This window comes from Rathayibacter sp. AY1C1, from assembly GCF_002932105.1.
In the GTDB taxonomy this organism is placed as follows: Bacteria; Actinomycetota; Actinomycetes; order Actinomycetales; family Microbacteriaceae; genus Rathayibacter.
Genome location: NZ_PSWH01000051.1, coordinates 1 through 17,736, shown reverse-complemented (window position 1 = coordinate 17,736; position 17,736 = coordinate 1). Strand labels below are relative to the sequence as shown.

Sequence of the window (17,736 nt, the reverse complement as noted above, 5' to 3'; positions counted from 1 at the left end):
AGCCGCACGGCTGCCGCCTGCTGCGCCCGGCGCCCGCGCGTCAGGCCAGGCGCAGCAGGCGGCAGCCGTGCGGCTCGAGCTCGAGCTCGACGGCGCCGCCGACGATCGGCAGCTCGGCGCCGCTCCACACGTCGACGGCCGAGGTCGCGCCGGAGCAGCCCAGGTCGGCCAGGTGCGCCGAGTAGGTTCGCGCCGACGAGCCCAGCCAGAACACTCCGCGCCACTGCTCGTCGCCGCGCCACGCCGACCACACCACCAGGTCGCCGTCGCGGACGATCTCGCGGCTGCCGTCGCTGCCGAGGAGCGCGAGGACGTCGCCGTTCGTCAGCAGCGCGAGAGTGTCGGCGGGCGTGTCCGGGAGGTGCCCGCCCATCATCAGCGGCGAGCGGAGCAGGCACCACAGCGTCACGACCGTCCGCTGCTCCGCGGGCGTGAACCGCGAGAGCCGGTCCTCGCCCACGTGCGCGCGCACGCCGATCCGCCCCAGCGGCAGCATGTCGGCGTCGGCCCACGCGCCGGGGCGCTGGTGCGGCGCCCAGCGGGCGGCCCGCTGGAACTGCTCGTGCAGGTGCGCCCAGTCGTCCCAGAAGTCGTCCGAGATCCGCCACATCTGCGCGGTCGACCGCAGCAGCTCGAGGTTCTCGAGCGAGAGCTGCTTGCCGGGGGAGAGGCTCAGCACCATCGGGCGGCCGGTCGCGTCGATCGCGCGGGAGAGGGCGGCGATCTCCTCCGCCTGGATCGGCGGGTAGAGCACGTCGTCGAGCTTCACGAAGTCGACGCCCCACGAGGCCAGCTGCGCCATCACGGAGTCGTAGTACTGCTGCGCGCCGGGCGCGCTCATGTCGACGCCGTAGTTGTCGGGGTTCCACGGGCAGACGTTCCCGCGGTCGGCGATGTCGGCGCAGGTCGCCTCCGACCCGAGCACCGGCAGGCCGAGCTCGGCCGCTCGGCGGGGGACGCCGCGCATCAGGTGCACGCCGAAGCGGAGGCCGAGGGCGTGCACGCGCGCGGCCAGCGCCGTGAACCCGCCCGTCGCCGCGGAGGGGAAGCGTCCTACGGCGGGCTGCGGGCGCCCCCAGTCGTCGAGCACCGGCTCCGACACCTCCTGGTAGTCGCTCGTGCCGGGATCGGGCTCGTACCACTGGATGTCGACGACGACCGTGTCCCAGCCGTGCGGCAGGAGGTGCTCGGCGAGGTACTCGGCGTTCGCGAGCACCTCCTCCTCCGTCACCGAGGCGCCGAAGCAGTCCCAGCTGTTCCAGCCCATCGGCGGGCGGCGGGCGGCCTCCGTGCGTGCGGCGATCACGACAGCTCCAGCGTCACGGTCGCGAAGGAGTGCGGGGGCAGCGTGACCCGCAGGCCTGTGGCCGTGGTCTCGATGCCCTCGAGGGCGACGGGGCTCACCTCGTCGGCGGCGCCGGGCCGGTTGTGCGCGTCGGGGCGGTCGGCGGTGAGGAGGCGGCCGGTCGCGCCGGTCACGGTCCCGCCGCGGAAGTCGAGGGAGACCTCGAGCGGCTCCTCCAGGTCGACGTTGGTCAGCGAGACCAGGACGCGGCCGTCCTTCGTGGAGGCGGAGGCGGAGGCGACGGGGATCTCGCGGCCGTCGACCGCGTGCGTCGGGCCGGCGACCGTGGTCGGCAGCACCGTCGCGTCGTGGTGCCCCTTGTTCATCTCGAACACGTGGTACGTCGGCGTGCGGACCATCTCGCCGCCGTCCGGGTCGGTCAGCAGCATCGCCTGCAGCACGTTCACCGTCTGCGCGATGTTCGCCATCGTCAGGCGGTCGGCGAAGCCGTGGAAGACGTCGAAGTGCCAGGCCGCGACCATCGCGTCGCGGATCGTGTTCTGCTGGAAGAGGAAGCCCGGGTGGGTCCCCGGCTCCACGTCCCACCAGGTGCCCCACTCGTCGAGCACCATCCCGTACTTCTTCTCGGGGTCGTGGACGTCCATCACCGCGGCGTGCGAGCGGAGCAGCTCCTCGATCCCCTGCGCGGCCACGATCGTGCTCCAGTAGGTGTCCGCGTCGAAGTCGGTCGCGCTGCCCTTCGCGTGCCAGCTGCCGCCGATCGTGTAGTAGTGCACCGAGACCGACTCCCACGGCACGGAGGAGAAGGGGTGTCCCTCGATCTCGGGGATCACCTCCATCAGCGTCTGCGTCCAGTGGGTGTCGGCGCCGTCGGCTCCGGCCGCCACGCGGTAGAGCGGAGTGTCGTTGCCGCTCTGCACGAAGGTCCCGAACTGCCGCGCCAGGTCGGCGTAGGCGCCGGCGCGCATGTTGCCGCCGCAGCCCCAGGTCTCGTTGCCGAGCCCCCAGAAGCGGACGGTCCACGGCTCCTCCCGGCCGTGGGAGCGGCGGAGGTCGGCCATCGGCGACTTGCCCGCGCCGGTGAGGTACTCGGCCCAGTCCGCCATCTCCTGCACGGTGCCGGAGCCGATGTTGCCCGAGATGTAGGCGTCGGCGCCGAGCAGCTCGCAGAGCGCCATGAACTCGTGGGTGCCGAAGGAGTTGTCCTCCGCGACTCCGCCCCACTGGGTGTTGATCAGGCCGGGACGCTCCTCGCGCGGGCCGATGCCGTTGGTCCAGTGGTAGCGGTCGGCGAAGCAGCCGCCGGGCCAGCGGAGGTTGGGGATGTCGAGGGCGCGGAGGGCCTCGACGACGTCCAGGCGGATCCCGCCCTCGTTCGGGACGGGCGAGTCCTCGCCGACCCAGAAGCCGTCGTAGATGCACCGGCCGAGGTGCTCGGCGAAGTGGCCGTAGAGGTGGCGGCTGATGGTGGCGCCGGGGCGGTCGAGGTCGACGGTGACGGTGCTGTTCACGGGGTGCTCCAGGGTGGTGGCGGACGAATCGGCGGCGGCGGTTCCGGCGGCGGCGGTGTCGAGGACGCCGGGATCGGCGGCGGTGCTCACGCGGTCTCGCGGACGAGCCGCAGGACGATCGCGCGGTCGGCGTGGAAGGTCGGCAGGTCCAGGCCCGCCTCGCCCAGCAGGCTCCCCGGGTAGGCGGGGGCCGGGGCGTCGGAGTCCAGCGGCACCGTCGACTCCAGCCAGTGCGGGCTCTGCCAGGGCGGGCCGAGCGAGCCGGGGCGCGCGGTCTCGATCCGGTAGCGCGCCCGCGGATCCAGGCCCGGGAGGCGGACGCGGCGGCGCGAGTCCGCGGTCAGCGCGGGCGTGACCAGCGTGTACAGCGCCTCCGAGCCGTCCGGCGCGACGACGCCGCGCAGCGACGGCGCGTCGGGGTCGGAGTCGTCGCCTCCGACGACCCGGCCGGTCGCGATCAGGCCGCGGTGCTCGCGGTACGCCGCGATCCAGCCCGCCAGCACGGGCTCCTCCTCCGCGTCCAGCTCGCGGAGGTCCCACTCGATCCCGAAGTGGCCGAGGAAGGCGATCGCGCAGCGGGTGTGCAGGTCGCTGGTGCGACCGGTGACGGAGTTGACCGGCGAGGCGACGTGCGATCCGAGCATCTCCGGCGGCACGAGCAGCCCGGTCCAGCGCAGCATCCGCGAGCGGTCCAGCGGGTCCTGGTTGTCGGAGGTGTGCACGCGGTCGGTGCGCTCGAGGATCCCCAGGTCGACCCGGCCGCCGCCGGAGGCGCAGCTCTCGATCTCGAGCTCCGGGTGCCGGGCGCGCAGCTCGTCGATCAGCCGGTACAGCGCGAGCGTCTGCTCGTGCACCGCCGCCGTCCCGGTGGCGGGGTGGCCCGCGTCGATCAGGTCGCGGTTGTGGTCCCACTTGAGGTACGCGACGCCGAGGTCGGCGACCAGGCCGTCGAGCACGCCGAGGATGTGCGCGAACGCGTCGGGGTTCGTCAGGTCGAGCACCTGCTGGAAGCGGAACCGCGGCGGCAGCTCCTCGCGGGCCCGCAGGATCCAGTCGGGGTGCGCGCGGGCGAGGTCGGAGTCCTCGTTGATCATCTCGGGCTCGACCCAGAGGCCGAACTCCATGCCCAGGCCGCGGACGTGCTCGGAGAGGGGGAGGAGGCCGTCGGGCCAGGCGACGGGGTCGGGCGTCCAGTCGCCGAGGCCGGCGCGGTCGTCGCTGCGGCCGAGGAACCAGCCGTCGTCGAGCACGTAGCGCTCGACCCCGAGGGCGGCGGCGCGGTCGGCCAGCTCGGCGAGGACGGCGAGGTCCTGGTCGAAGTAGACCGCCTCCCAGACGTTGAGCGTCACCGGGCGCGGCCGGCGCGAGGAGCGGGAGACCCCGCGGAGGTGGGCGTGGAAGCGGGCGGCCGCGGCGTCGAGGCCGTGGCCGAAGCTGCCGGAGATCCAGGGGGAGGAGTAGCTCTCGCCGCTCGCGAGGCGCACCTCGCCGGGCAGGAGCAGCTCGCCGCCCCGGAAGGCGAGCCAGCCGTCGCCGCGCTCCACCGCGTGCTCGTGGTTGCCGCCGATGCCGACGTGGCAGAGCCAGACCCGGCCGTCGGCGGAGTCGAAGCCGGGGGTGCCGACCGCGACGACCGTCGTCGCGTCCAGGCCGGTGCGGCCGCGCCGCGAGGAGCGGGAGTGGGTGCCGGTGACGACGGGGTGGCGCTGGGGGATCTTCTCGGTGCCCCAGCGGCCGGAGAAGTCCAGGATCTCGCGGGCCTCGGTCGGGATCCGGAGGGCGGGGTCGACGCCGATCACCTCCAGGTGCCCGGCGCCGTCGTTGCGGACCGAGACGCGGGTCCTGAGCAGTCCGGCAGGAGAGAGAACGATCTCTAGGACCACCCCGATCCGGGCCTGCGCGTCGTGCGCCTCGATGGTCACAGCGGCGCTGCCGGCCTGCGCGACCGCGCCCTCCGCGAGGGCCTCCCCGTCCACCGAGACGGCGTCCACGGTCAGCCTCGGCGACCAGCCGGCGCCCTCCCGGTGCACCCGGAGACCCGGCAGGCCGGCCCAGCCGAAGGTGTGCTCGGGCAGGATCCCGGGCTCGTAGGGGACGTCGGAGGAGCCCTCGATCCCCGTCCGCACGGGAGTTCTTGCGAAAGCTGCGAGATCGTCGTCGCTCGCGTCGAGTCGCGGACCCCAGTGCAGCAGCACGGGCAGGTCGCCTCCCGACTGAGTGAGGAGGGCGGACACGTCATCGGCGACGAGATGGATCACTCTCGGGGATTGCATGTCCCCATTCCTATCGTCGATCCTGGTCTGAGTACAGCGAGAGATCGATCTCGACCCTCGGTCGGAGGGACCACCGCGCGGATCGACCCGCGCCGATCGACCACCGCTCGCACCGCTCACCCCCACCACCCACCGCCTCGACGAGGAGCACCCATGCCGCTGACCCACCCGGCCCCGCACGAGACCCGCCTGGAGCGCGGGGTGCTCGACGCGCGGCGGCGGCTCAACCGCGACTACCTCCTCTCGCTCACCGACGAGGGCCTGCTGCAGAACTTCCTGATCGAGGCCGGGATCGGCGACCAGGGCTGGCACCTGCACCCCTCGCAGGACTCGCGCGAGGCCCGCGGTCTCGACCGGTACTGGGGCTGGGAGACGCCGGGCTCGCAGCTGCGCGGGCACTTCCTCGGCCACTGGCTCTCCGCCGCGGCCCGTGAGGTCGCGGTCACCGGCGACCCGCTGCTCCGCGTCCGGATCGACTCCGTGCTCGACGGTCTCGAGCGCTGCCAGGAGGAGAACGGCGGTGGCTGGATCTGGGCGATCCCGCGCGGCTACCTCGACCGCCTCGCGACCGGCCGCCCCATCTGGGCGCCGCAGTACGCGATGCACAAGCTGCTGATGGGCCTCGTCGACCTGCACCTCGACCTCGGCGACGAGCGGGCGCTGCGGATGGCGCGGGCCGCCACGGTCCCGCTGCTGGAGTGGGTCCGCGGATTCGACGACGCCGCGTTCCAGGAGATCCTCGAGGTCGAGACCGGCGGCATGCTCGAGGTCTGGGCCGACCTCCTCGCGATCACCGGCGACCCCGTCTACACCGAGCTGCTCGGCCGCTACGACCGCCGCTCCCTCTTCGAGGGCCTGCTCGAGGGCCGCGACGTGCTGACCAACATGCACGCCAACACCACGATCCCCGAGGTCCTCGGCGCCGCCCGCGCCTACGAGGTCACCGGCGACGAGCGCTGGCGGACGATCGTCGAGGCCTACTGGGAGCAGGCGGTCACCCTCCGCGGCACCTTCTGCACGGGCGGTCAGACCTCCGGCGAGATCTGGACGCCGCCCTTCGCGTTCGCCGCTCGCCGCGGCGAGAAGACGCAGGAGCACTGCGTCGTCTACAACATGATCCGGCTGGCCGACGTGCTGCTGCGCTGGACCGGCGACCTCGCCTACGCCGACTACATCGAGCGGAACCTCTGGAACGGCCTCCTCGCCCAGCAGAACCCGCGGACCGGGATGGTCGCCTACTTCCTGCCGCTCGAGGGCGGCGCCCGCAAGGACTGGGGCAGCCCGACCGAGGACTTCTGGTGCTGCCACGGCACGCTGGTGCAGGCGCACACGCGCCACTCCGGGCTCGTCTTCTACCGCGGCGGCGACGCCGAGCTGACGATCGCGCAGCACGTCGACGCGAGCCTGCGCCTGCCGACCGCCGCCGGCGACGCGGCGGTGCGGGTCGAGGTGCTCGACACCGCCGGCTACGTCGGCCCGGACGCCAACGCGGGTGCCGCGGGCGACGTGCACCGCCCCACCGCCTCGCGGATCCGGGTCGAGATCGTCTCGGAGGAGGGGGTCGCGCTGCACGTGCGGCTGCGGGTGCCGGAGTGGACCGTCGGCGAGCCGGGGGTCGCGGGCGACGCCGAGCGCGTCCGGGCGGGCGACGGCGCGCTCCTGATCGAGCACCCCGGAGGCCGCACGAGCGTCGACCTCGCCTTCGGCACCGAGATCCGCGCCGTGCCGATCCCGGACGAGCCGGGCACGGTCGCCTTCGTCGAGGGCCCGATCGTGCTGGCCGGCCTCGTCGACCGCGAGATCGCGCTGCGGGGGCGCCTCGAGGACGCCCCCGCCCTGCTCGCCCCCGACAACGAGCGGCAGTGGACCCAGTGGCTGCGCGGATACCGCGCCGTCGGCCAGCCCGCCGCCGTCCGCTTCCGGCCTCTGCACGAGGTCGTCGACGAACCCTTCTCGCTCTACTTCCCGGTCTCGGCCGGGAGCTGATGGACAGGATCCCCTCCGTGACCTGCGCTCCGCGCTCATGACCGCCTCCACCGCCTCCCCCGCCGTCCAAGCGATGCCCCGCGGCCGCCTCCTGCTGCCGATCTTCGCGATGCTCGTCGGCTTCGGGCCGCTCACCATCGACCTGGTGCTGCCGTTCCTGCCGACGCTGCAGGACGATCTCGGCGTCTCGGTGGCGACCGCCCAGCTGGTCGTCACCGGCGCCACCTTCGGCTTCGCGGCCGGCCAGCTCATCTCAGGACCGCTCAGCGACGCGGTCGGCCGCAAGTGGCCGCTCGGCGTCTCGGCGGCGCTGCACATCGCGGCGAGCCTCGTCGCGGCGATGACCTCCGACACCGCCGTGCTGCTCTCGGCCCGCTTCGTCCAGGGCGCCGCCTGCACCGCCGCGGGCGTCGTCGTCACCGCCATCGTCCGCGACCTCTACAGCGGCAAGCGGCTCGTCACGATGCTCGCGAACCTCGCCGTGATCGTCTCGGTCTTCCCGATCCTGGTGCCCTCCGTCGGCGCGCAGCTGACCAAGGTGATCGACTGGCGCGGCTCCTTCCTCGCGGTCGCCGCCTGGGGAGCGCTCGCGACCGTGATCGCGCTCCTGGTGCTGCCCGAGACGCTGCCCCGCGAGCGGCGGCACCAGGGCGGGCTCGGCCCGTCGCTGCGCAACTCCTTCGGGATGCTCCGCCGGCCGCGCGTGCTGGCGCTCGCCGCCGCCTCGGCCGCGGGCTGGTCGGTCGGCTTCGCGTATCTCGCGACCGCTCCCTTCCTCTACACGAACGTCTACGCGGTCGGGCCCGACCTGTACGGGCTGCTGTTCCTGGTCACCTCGCTCGTGACGATCGCGGTCGGGCAGACGACGGGACGGGTGATCGTGCCGCGGTTCGGACCCCGGTTCGCGATGTCCGCCTCGGCGATCGTCACGGCGCTCGGCGCCGTCGTGGTCGCGGTGCTCGCGCTCACCGGCACGCAGCCGCTGCTCGTCGTCGTCGGCGCGCTGACGTTCGCGCTGGCCGGCCGCTCGCTCGGCTTCGCCCCGGTGCAGTACCTCTCGCTGCAGGGCCCGTCGAGCGAGGCGGGCAGCGTCACGGCGATCCTCGGCACGGTCAGCTTCACGGCGGCCGGACTGGTGATGCCGGTGATGGGCGCGTGGGCCGAGATCTCGCTGATCCCGTTCGCGATCCTGCTGCTGCTCGCGGGCCTGGTCGAGGGCGGCGTGGCGCTGCTGTTCCGGCCGGGCTCGCGGCGCTTCGATCCCGGGGCGCAGCGGCTCGAGGATGAGCCGGCGGGGGCCGCCGCATCGGCCGGCCCCCGCGCGCACGACGAGAAGAGCTGAGATGACCCTCCGGGAAGGAACCACCGTGGAACTGCGCTCCGGCGACTACACCCTCCGCGTCGAGGCGGGCGGCCTCGAGGTGCTCAAGGGCGAGCGCGTCCTTCACGCGAACGACCGGCCGCTGCGCGTCACGGTCAAGACCGTCGCCGCGATCAGCGAGTACTCCGGCGCGCCCTACGACGACGTCTCGCTGTCGGAGGGGGCGATCACCGCGAGCGGGACGATCACCGTCCGCTCCGGGTCGGCCTTCGCCGTCACCGACGTCTGGCGCGTCGCGGGCGACGGATTCTCCGTGCACCGCGACGTCGAGGTGCTGGCGGCCGGCGGCGACCTCGGCTTCTCCACCGCCGTCTCGCTCGGGCTGACCGGGTCCGACGACCTCCGCGACTACGAGTGCTTCGCCCCCGGCGCCTGGTACCGCGACAACGCCTTCGGTCCCGCCGACGCGATGGGCCGCGACCCCGGCAGCGAGTACTTCTGGCGCACCGAGACGCACTATGCGCTGCCGCTGTTCGCCGCGCAGAGCCTCGCGACCGGCGAGACCGTGGCGCTCTCGCGCTGGGCGGCCGACGCGACGCTGCCGCGCCTGGACGTGGTCCGCTCGGAGAACTTCACCGACCCGGAGTGCACCGTCGGCTCGATCGGCCTGAGCCGCCCGCAGGGCACGACGCTGAACTACCTCTACTACGGCTTCGGCGTGCGGACCCCGCTCGACGTGCCGCCCGCGGGCCTGTCGATCGACTACGTCCACCCGGGCGCCGACGGCGAGCGCCCGATCGACAACCCCTACTCCGGCCTCGACTACGACGCCGCCCCGAAGGCCCTGCAGCGGGTGAACCACCCGGTCGAGGTCGGCTTCCGCCAGCGCTACGCCGTCGCGGTCGACCTCGGCCGGTACGACGACTTCGCGACGATGATGCGCGCCACCTGGCGCAGCACCTACGCCCGGCTCCGCGACGACCTGTTCGAGGTCGACAACGAGCGGCACTTCCACCACGGCATGGCGATCCTCCAGCGCCTCACCCGCCGTTACGGCGACTCCTGGGGCCTGCCGTTCGCCTGTCAGCTGCCGGACCTCGACGTCTCGAGCGTCTCCTTCCAGTTCGGCTTCGTCGGGCAGCAGCCGGGCATCGGCTACCAGCTGCTGCGCTACGGCGACCGCGAGGGCGTGCCGGAGGCGTTCGAGCAGGGCGTCGGCATCGTCGACTTCTGGGCGCGGACCGCGCTGCCCGAGTCGGGCCCGCCGCGGATGTGCTTCAACCCCTCGCTCGGCGGCTTCGAGCCGTACCCGCACTACCTGCGGATGCTCGCCGACGGCGTCGAGGCGATCCTCGACGCCTACCTGCACCTGCGGGACCTCGGCGACGAGCGCCCGCTCTGGCTCGAGTTCTGCCGGCGGACCGCCGACTGGCTGCTCGAGGTGCAGGACGCCGACGGCAGCTTCCACCGCGCCTACAACGCCGACGGCTCGGTGCGGATGGACTCGCGCTCGAACACCCCGAGCGTGATCCGCTTCCTCGTGCAGCTGCACCTCGTGACGGGGGAGGGGCGCTACCGCGCGTCCGCCGTGCGCGCCGGCGAGTGGTCGTTCGCGAACATCCACCGCACGCTGGAGTACCGCGGCGGCACCTGCGACAACGCCGACATCCAGGACAAGGAGGCGGGCATCTACGGGCTGTTCGGCTTCCTCGCGCTGTACGACCTGACGGAGGAGCCGCGCTGGCTGGAGGGCGCCGTCCGCGCCGCCGACTACACGGAGACCTGGACCTACGCGTGGTCCTTCCCGGTCCGCGCGCCCTGGGCGCATCCCTTCAACCGGTACTCGATCAGCGGACAGAGCATCATCACCCTCGGCGGCGGCGCCGACGTTTACATGGCGGCCTGCTCGTACAGCTACTACCGACTGCACCTGATCACGGGCGACGAGCACTACCTCGATTTCGCCGAGTTCCTGCACCGCAACACCCGCCAGTCGACCGACGTCGACGGCAGCATCGGCTACGCGATGCCCGGCCTCGGCCACGAGAGCGGCGACTTCGCGACCCAGACCCTGCGCAGCCACCACCACTGGCTGCCCTGGTGCACCTTCGTCGAGATCGACCCGGCCTCGCGCCTGCGCGACACCTTCGGCGTCTACGAGATCGCCGATGCGCAGCGCCTGCCCGCCGCCGAGCGGGCGGCTCGCAACCGCGTCTACGACCGCTACGGGCACTCGCGGAGCTGAACCGACCCCACCGCATCCGGCGCGCGTCTCGTTCTCACATCGACGCGGCCACACGGCGGGTCCGGCGGCCAGCGGGGACGACACCCGGTGCGCTGCTCCGCCTCCGTCGGCGGACCGGAGCTCGTTCCGCGTGCCGCAGCCGGACCCTCCGCAGCGCCCTCAGCCGCGCCACTCCACGTCCACGCGCACCGCCTCCGCACCGAGCTCCAGCCCGCTCGACACCTCGCGCCCGTCGACCCGCAGCACCGCGTCGCGCAGCGTGCGCACCCGCGTCCCGCCCGCCGGTGCCAGCCACTCCGCGCCCGGCACCCGCCGCACCCACAGCGACGCCCGCCCCGGCGACCACTCCAGCCGGTCCACGACCACCCCGCCGCGCGCGCGCAGCCCCGTCACGGCACCCCGCGCCCACGCGGACGGCAGTGCCGGCAGCACCGTCAGCGTCTCGTCATCCGATCCCAGCAGCATCGCCGCCACGAGCCCCGGCAGTCCGCCGCTGGCGTCGAGGTTGAAGATCCGCCCCGCGTCGTGCCGGGTCGTCAGGGTCGGTGACCAGTGCTCGACCGCGAGCCACTCCGCGCAGGTCAGCGCCGCCTCCCCGTCACCCAGCGCCGCCGCCGCGACGCCCACCTGCACCAGCCCGAACGCCATCTCCATCCGCCCGGGAGGAGCGGTCGGCGCCTCGGCCCGCCACGCGATCTTCGCCGCCACCGTCGCCGCCGCGGCGGCCCGCAGCCGCACCGCGGAGGCGCCGGGGCCCTCGAAGGCCGCGTCGCCCGCGTACCAGAGCGGGTACAGCTGCGACGCGTGCCGGTGCGCGATCTCCTCCGCGAACCGCGGGTCGATCCACTCCGCCAGCGTGCCGTCCTCGGCGACCCGGTACTCCGGCAGCTCCGCCACCACCCGCGCCCAGCGCTCGTCGAGCGAGTCGTCGCCGCGGGCCCGCCCGAGCAGCGCCGTCGCCCGCGCGGCGTCCCGCAGCACGGCGACGTCGATCGTCGCGTCGACCGCGATCGGCGAGCGCGCACCACCCGGTGTGTTCTCGGGGGAATAGGAGGGGACGATTCGGCGCACCCCGTCGACCACGGTCGTCCCGGTCTCGGCGAAGCGCAGCACGCCCTCGGCCAGCTCCCACAGCCGGTCGTCGACGATGCCGCGGTCTCCCGTGGCCGCGACGGCGTCGGCGGCGAGGCGCAGCACCCAGCCGCCGCAGCCCGTCCAGAAGGGGTGCGGGTAGCTCGCCGCGAAGTGGTCGGCGCGGCCGTGGGTCGACATCCGCGACGGCAGGAGCATCCCCTCGGACCCGTAGACGAGGCGCGCGTTGTCGCGGTAGTCGTCGAGGTGCGGCAGCACCAGCTCCAGGATCGACAGCGCCAGCTCGGGCGTGCCGGTCGGGATCATGCCCGCCATCGCTCCGTTCTGGACGTTGCCGTTCAGCGTGTAGTCGGCCGACCACGCCGGCCGCCAGGTGCCCTGCCAGACGCCCTGCAGCGTCGGCGGCAGCTCGCCGGTCGACGCGACGATGTTGGCCCGGCCGCTCAGCCAGGCCAGCTCGACCACGCGGCGACGGGCGCCCGCGTCGCCGGAGCGGGCGGCGTCCCACAGGTCCTCGGTCAGCTCGGCGTCGGAGGCGCCGTCGAGATCCAGCACGGAGGCGCCGACCAGCCGGCCGTGCCCCTCGCGCTGGGCGTCGCGCAGCTCCTCCCAGGAGAGGTCGGCGGAGGCGTCGGGAGCCGCGCCGATCGCGACGTCCAGCCGGAGCACGCGGGCGACCCCCGCGGAGATCTCCACGTCCGAGACGGCGGCGCCCCCGGCCACGCGCCACGTCGCTCCGCTCGTCGCCCGCGTCACGGCGCGGATCGCGGTCGGGCCCTCGCCCGCCTCGGCCGTGAGCACCGCGGAGGCGCCGCCCTCGACGTGCGACGAGACCACGGCCGAGGCGTCGGGCACGCCGGTGTCGAAGGAGGTCGCCTCGCCGGCCCCGAGCGCGAGCTCGACGGTGACGACGGTGTCCGCGGAGGACTCCAGAGCCAGCCGGACGCCCTCGCCGCCGTGCGGGGCGAGCAGGCGCACGGCGTGGCGGCCGCCGTCCTCGTCGGTCCACTCCACCGCGGCCTCGCCGCCGAGCGGATCGATCAGGCGGACCGCGGAGGCGACGCCGCCGGGGGTGCGCAGCGTGACGGTCGCGCAGAGGCCGAGCGGGTCGGTCCAGATCAGGCCGCCGTCGTAGCCGCTGTCGCGGGCGGCGCGGGCGAGCAGGGCGGTGGCGGTGTCGGAGTCGCCGGCCAGCAGGGCGCCGCGCAGCTCGTCGCGGACGCCGGCGAGGTCGGGCGCGTCCGGGCGCGGATTGACGGGGAGGAACCAGCGCTCGTGGGCGAGCGGGACGGTCAGGGAGTCGGCCGGGCCGTGCACCACGGCGCCGACGCGGCCGCTGCCGACGATCAGGCCCTCCTCCCAGGTCGGGGCCGCAGTGGCGGTGACGAGGGTGGGCGTGCGCGACAGTGCGCCGGCGATCGGGGCGATGATCGGTTCCTTTCGGGCTCGCGGGAGTGCCTGATATGTTGCGTGAACCCTCAAATTACCTCTCCCGGTGCGACGGCGCGCGGGAGTCGAGAGTTAGGAATCCGCGATGACGCGACCGATCACCCTCTTCACCGGCCAGTGGGCGGACCTCCCCTTCGAGGAGGTGGCGCGCCTCGCGGGGGAGTGGGGCTACGACGGCCTCGAGATCGCCTGCTGGGGCGACCACATCGACGTGGCGCGCTGGGACGACGCGGAGTACGTGCAGAGCCGGAAGGACATCCTCGAGCGCAACGGCCTCCAGGTCTTCGCGATCTCGAACCACCTCACCGGCCAGGCGGTCTGCGACGACCCGATCGACGAGCGCCACCGCGACATCCTCAGCGACCGCGTCTGGGGCGACGGCGACCCCGAGGGCGTCCGGCAGCGCGCAGCCCAGGACCTCAAGGACACCGCCCGCTTCGCCGCCGCGCTCGGCGTGACGCAGGTCAACGGCTTCTCCGGCTCGTCGATCTGGAAGGGCGTGGCCATGTTCCCGCCCGCCTCCGACGAGTGGATCGCCGCCGGCTACCAGGACTTCGCCGACCGCTGGAACCCGATCCTCGACGTCTTCGAGGAGGTCGGCGTCCGCTACGCGCTCGAGGTGCACCCGAGCGAGATCGCCTACGACTACTGGACCGCCAAGCGCACCCTCGAGGCGATCGGCCACCGCGCCTCGTTCGGCTTCAACTTCGACCCGTCGCACTTCGTCTGGCAGCAGCTCGACAGCGTCGCGTTCGTGCTCGACTTCGCCGACCACATCTTCCACGTGCACGTGAAGGAGTCGGTCACCAACCTCGACGGCCGCAACGGCGTCCTCGGCTCGCACCTGCCGTGGGCGAACCCGCGCCGCGGGTGGACCTTCGTCTCGACCGGGCACGGCGCCGTCCCGTGGGAGCCGGTGTTCCGCGCGCTCAACGCGATCGGCTACACCGGCCCGACCAGCGTCGAGTGGGAGGACGCCGGCATGGACCGCCTCGACGGCGCCCCCGAGGCCCTGGCCTTCGTGCGGAAGCTCAACGCGATCACGCCGCCGGCCGACGCCTTCGACGCGGCGTTCTCGACCTCGCGCGACTGACCGCCCGCCGCACGCCTGCGTCCCGGAGGCCGGAAGGACCGACTGCCCGCGAGGGCCGTCCGGGCCTCCCGGCCTCCGTCGTGCTGCGACCGCGTCCGCAACCGGGGCCAGGACGCTGCAGCGGGCGCCGAACGGGCCGGAGAGGGCGATCCGACCTCGATCGCCGACGTGATCCAGGTCGGTCTCGGCGGCGGGCCCCCCGCCCCGACCCGGCGGCTCGCCGGGAACGACGGAACGGCCGGCCCCCCGCAGGGAGCCGGCCGTCCGGCCTCGCAGGATCTACAGGCCCTGGGACAGGCGGTAGTACGCCGCGTTCGAGCGGATGTCGGACTCGAAGCCGCGGAGGGTGGTCGACTCGTCGATCACCAGGAGCTCGACGCCGGCGATGCGGGCGAAGTCCTCCCACGCCTCCAGGCCGATCTGCGTCGTCATCACCGTGTGGTGCGCGGCACCGGCGGTGATCCAGGCGGCGGCGCTGGTGCCGAAGTCCGGAGCGGGCTGCCAGACGGCGCGGCCGACGGGCAGGTGCGGAAGCGTCTGGGGCGGCTCGACGTTCCGGACCTTGTTCGCGACCAGGCGGAAGCGCTCACGCACGTCGCTCAGCGCGACCACGACCGCGTCGCCGGCGTCGGCGGTGAAGACCAGGCGCACCGGGTCCTCGCGGCCGCCGATGCCCAGCGGGTGGATCTCGAGCGAGGCGCGCTTCGACGACAGGGACGGCGACACCTCGAGCATGTGCGCGCCGAGGATGAGCTCCTCGCCGGGCGTCATGTCGTAGGTGTAGTCCTCCATCAGGCTGGTGCCGCCGGGGAGGCCGGCGCCCATGACGGCGGCGATGCGGATGAGGACGGCCGTCTTCCAGTCGCCCTCTCCGCCGAAGCCGTAGCCGTCGGCCATGAGGCGCTGCACGGCGAGTCCGGGGAGCTGGCGGAGTCCGCCGAGGTCCTCGAAGCTGTCGGTGAACGCCTCGAAGCCGCCCTCCTCCAGGAACGAGCGCAGGCCGATCTCGACCGCGGCGCCGTAGCGGAGCGACTCGTGGCGCTCGCCGCCGGGGAGCAGCTCGGGGACCACGTCGTAGCTCTCGAGGTACTCCGCGACGAGGGCGTCGATCTGCTCGGAGGTGGCGGCGTCGACGCGCTCGACGAGCTCGTTCACGCCCCAGGTGTTGACGCTGACGCCGAGGCGGATCTCGGCCTCGGTCTTGTCGCCCTCGGTGACGGCGACGTTGCGCATGTTGTCGCCGAAGCGGGCGACTCTCATGCTCTGCGAGGCGGACCAGCCGGCGGCCGCGCGCGACCAGGTGCCGATGGCCTCGGTGACGCGGGCGTCGCTCGCGTGGCCGACGACCGTCTTCCGGGGCACGCTCATCCGGCTGAGGATGTAGCCGTGCTCGCGGTCGCCGTGCGCGGCCTGGTTGAGGTTCATGAAGTCGAAGTCGATGTCCTGCCACGGCAGGGCGACGTTCGCCTGGGTGTGGAAGTGCAGCAGCGGCTTGGCGAGCGCGTCGAAGCCGTGGATCCACATCTTCGAGGGGCTGAAGGTGTGCATCCAGGTGATGACGCCCACGACGGAGTCGTCGGAGTTCGCCTCGATCATGGTGCGGAGGATGGCGTCGGAGCTCTTCAGCACCGGCTTCCACTCGACGGTCACGGGGATCGCGCCCGCCTCGTTCAGCTGCGCGACGACGGCCTGCGACTGCTCGGCGACCTGGCGGAGGGTGTCCTCGCCGTAGAGGTCCTGGCTGCCGGTCAGGAACCAGACGGTGCGGGTGGCGAGGTCGGGGATGATGCTCTGGTACACGCTCATGCGATGGCTCCGGTGGGGTTCTGTCCGTAGACGTTCTGGTAGCGGTCGAACAGGGCGTCGATCGACTCCTGCGGGATGGGGACGAGCTCGCCGCCCTGGCGCGCGAGGTGCACGGTGCGGGCGACGTCCTCGGCCATGACGGCCGCCTTGACGGCGTCCTTCGCGTCCTTGCCGATGGTGAAGACGCCGTGGTTCTGCATCAGGACCGCGCGCGAGCGGTGGCCGCTGAGGGTCGCGACGATGCCGCGGCCGATGGAGTCGTCGCCGATGATCGCGAACGGGCCGATGGGGATCTCCCCGCCGAACTCGTCGGCCATCGCGGTGATGACGCAGGGGATCGACTCGGCGCGGGCCGCCCACGCGGTCGCATAGGTGGAGTGCGTGTGCACGACTCCGCCGACCTCGGGCATCTCGCGGTACACGTAGGCGTGCGCCGCGGTGTCGCTGGAGGGGCTGCGGTCGCTGCCGGGGGTGCCGGGGACGACGTTCCCGTCGAGGTCGCAGAGGATCATGTTCTCGGGCGCGAGGTCGTCGTAGGAGACGCCGCTGGGCTTGATCACGAAGAGGTCGGCGCCGGGCACGCGGCCCGAGATGTTGCCGCCGGTCCAGATGACGAGGCCGTAGCGGACGAGCTCGGAGTGCAGCCGCGCGACGTCCTCGCGGACGCGGGCGATCGCCTCCTCGACGGCGGGGGTCTGGGTGGTCATGCGGTGGCTCCCTGGTTCTGCGGGTCGGTGAGGGTCTCGACGGCGGTCTGCTCGACGGCGAGGCCGGCGCGGTAGCGCTCGAGGTAGGCGGAGAAGCCGGCGACGTCGTCCGCGTCGGGGGCGACGGTCTCGAAGCCGGAGTCGCCGAAGACCTGATCGGTGAGGTACGCGTCGAGCGCGACTCCGCTCTGCAGGCGGTAGGCGGCGAGCACCGCCATGCCCCACGGGCCGCCCTCGGAGGCGGTCGCGGCGACCGAGACGGGGGCGTCGAGCGCGCCGGCGAGGAAGCGCTGGGCGACCCCGGCGGTGCGGAACATGCCTCCGTGCGCGAACATCTCGTCGATCCGGACGCCCTCGCCCGCGAGGACGCGCATGCCCAGAGCCAGCGTGCCGAACACGCCGTAGAGCTGCGCGCGCATGAAGTTGGCGAGGGTGAGGCGCGAGTCGGGGGTGCGCACGACGAGCGGGCGGCCCTCGACGAGCCCGGCGATGGGCTCGCCCGCGAGGTGGTTGTAGGCGAGCAGTCCGCCCGCGTCCGCCTCGCCCTCGAGCGCCTCGGCGAAGAGGGTGCCGTAGACGGCGTCGCTGTCGGAGGGTCCGCCGGACGCGGCGGCGAACCGCGAGAACAGGCCGACCCAGCCGGCGAGCTCGCTGGCTCCGTTGTTGCAGTGGACCATCGCGACGAGGTCGCCGGCGGGGGTCGCGACGAGGTCGAGCTCGTGGTGCACGCTCTCCAGCGGGCCCTCGAGGACGACCATGGCGAAGATGCTGGTGCCGGCGCTGACGTTGCCGGTGCGCGGGGCGACGGAGTTGGTCGCCACCATGCCGGTGCCGGCGTCGCCCTCGGGCGGGCAGGCGGGGGCGCCGACGCCGGCTCGCTCACCGCCGAGGGCGCGCTCCTGCTCGACCCCACCGGCTCCCTCCGGCCCGGCGCCCGCGGGGAGCAC

11 protein-coding genes are annotated in these 17,736 nt (G+C 73.5%); 4 read left to right on the top strand and 7 right to left on the bottom strand.

Features of this window, described 5'->3' with window-relative positions; all coding sequences use genetic code 11:
• Positions 1-40 precede the first annotated feature (40 nt).
• The 3 genes from C5C71_RS16470 to C5C71_RS16460 are packed head-to-tail and all read right to left on the bottom strand — an operon-like array spanning position 41 to position 5,090.
• Positions 41-1,306 (bottom strand): glycoside hydrolase family 27 protein, encoded by a 1,266-nt coding sequence (locus C5C71_RS16470; protein ID WP_258068759.1) that lies wholly within the window; start codon positions 1,304-1,306, stop codon positions 41-43.
• Complete coding sequence (locus C5C71_RS16465; RefSeq protein ID WP_308471033.1) at positions 1,303-2,907, bottom strand: alpha-L-arabinofuranosidase C-terminal domain-containing protein; 1,605 nt, start codon at positions 2,905-2,907, stop codon at positions 1,303-1,305. Before C5C71_RS16465 ends, C5C71_RS16470 begins: the two co-directional genes overlap by 4 nt.
• Positions 2,904-5,090, bottom strand: coding sequence for an alpha-galactosidase (locus tag C5C71_RS16460; protein ID WP_104338111.1), 2,187 nt, complete (start codon positions 5,088-5,090; stop codon positions 2,904-2,906). Before C5C71_RS16460 ends, C5C71_RS16465 begins: the two co-directional genes overlap by 4 nt.
• A 153-nt stretch (positions 5,091-5,243) precedes the next feature.
• On the opposite strand from C5C71_RS16460, the gene C5C71_RS16455 reads away from it, so the two are divergent.
• The 3 genes from C5C71_RS16455 to C5C71_RS16445 are packed head-to-tail and all read left to right on the top strand — an operon-like array spanning position 5,244 to position 10,642.
• Positions 5,244-7,076, top strand: a complete 1,833-nt coding sequence (locus C5C71_RS16455; protein ID WP_181065750.1) for a beta-L-arabinofuranosidase domain-containing protein — start codon at positions 5,244-5,246, stop codon at positions 7,074-7,076.
• Positions 7,077-7,113: 37 nt separating this feature from the next.
• Positions 7,114-8,418 carry a multidrug effflux MFS transporter gene (locus tag C5C71_RS16450; RefSeq protein ID WP_104338110.1) on the top strand — a complete coding sequence of 435 codons (1,305 nt, stop codon included), beginning with the start codon at positions 7,114-7,116 and terminating at the stop codon, positions 8,416-8,418.
• Positions 8,419-8,443: 25 nt separating this feature from the next.
• Entirely contained in the window at positions 8,444-10,642 is a 2,199-nt protein-coding gene (locus C5C71_RS16445) for a hypothetical protein (protein ID WP_104338112.1), read from the top strand.
• Between the two features lie 159 nt (positions 10,643-10,801).
• On the opposite strand, the gene C5C71_RS17395 is transcribed toward C5C71_RS16445, so the two are convergent.
• Entirely contained in the window at positions 10,802-13,216 is a 2,415-nt protein-coding gene (locus C5C71_RS17395; RefSeq protein ID WP_146084516.1) for a glycoside hydrolase family 95-like protein, read from the bottom strand.
• A gap of 52 nt (positions 13,217-13,268) precedes the next feature.
• Here C5C71_RS17395 and C5C71_RS16435 point away from each other — a divergent pair, with 52 nt between their 5' ends.
• On the top strand, positions 13,269-14,276 hold the full coding sequence (locus C5C71_RS16435; RefSeq protein WP_104226056.1) for a sugar phosphate isomerase/epimerase: 1,008 nt from the start codon (positions 13,269-13,271) through the stop codon (positions 14,274-14,276).
• 279 nt (positions 14,277-14,555) lie between these two features.
• On the opposite strand, the gene araA is transcribed toward C5C71_RS16435, so the two are convergent.
• From araA to C5C71_RS16420, 3 genes are all read right to left on the bottom strand, one after another.
• A complete protein-coding gene (gene araA, locus C5C71_RS16430; protein WP_104338108.1) occupies positions 14,556-16,082 on the bottom strand; it encodes an L-arabinose isomerase in 1,527 nt (508 codons plus the stop codon).
• Positions 16,079-16,789, bottom strand: coding sequence for an L-ribulose-5-phosphate 4-epimerase (locus C5C71_RS16425; protein WP_104224687.1), 711 nt, complete (start codon positions 16,787-16,789; stop codon positions 16,079-16,081). The genes araA and C5C71_RS16425 overlap by 4 nt, the downstream gene beginning before the upstream one ends.
• On the bottom strand, positions 16,786-17,736 hold a 951-nt coding region (locus C5C71_RS16420), incomplete at its 5' end, for an FGGY-family carbohydrate kinase (RefSeq protein ID WP_258068757.1). The genes C5C71_RS16425 and C5C71_RS16420, both read right to left, overlap by 4 nt.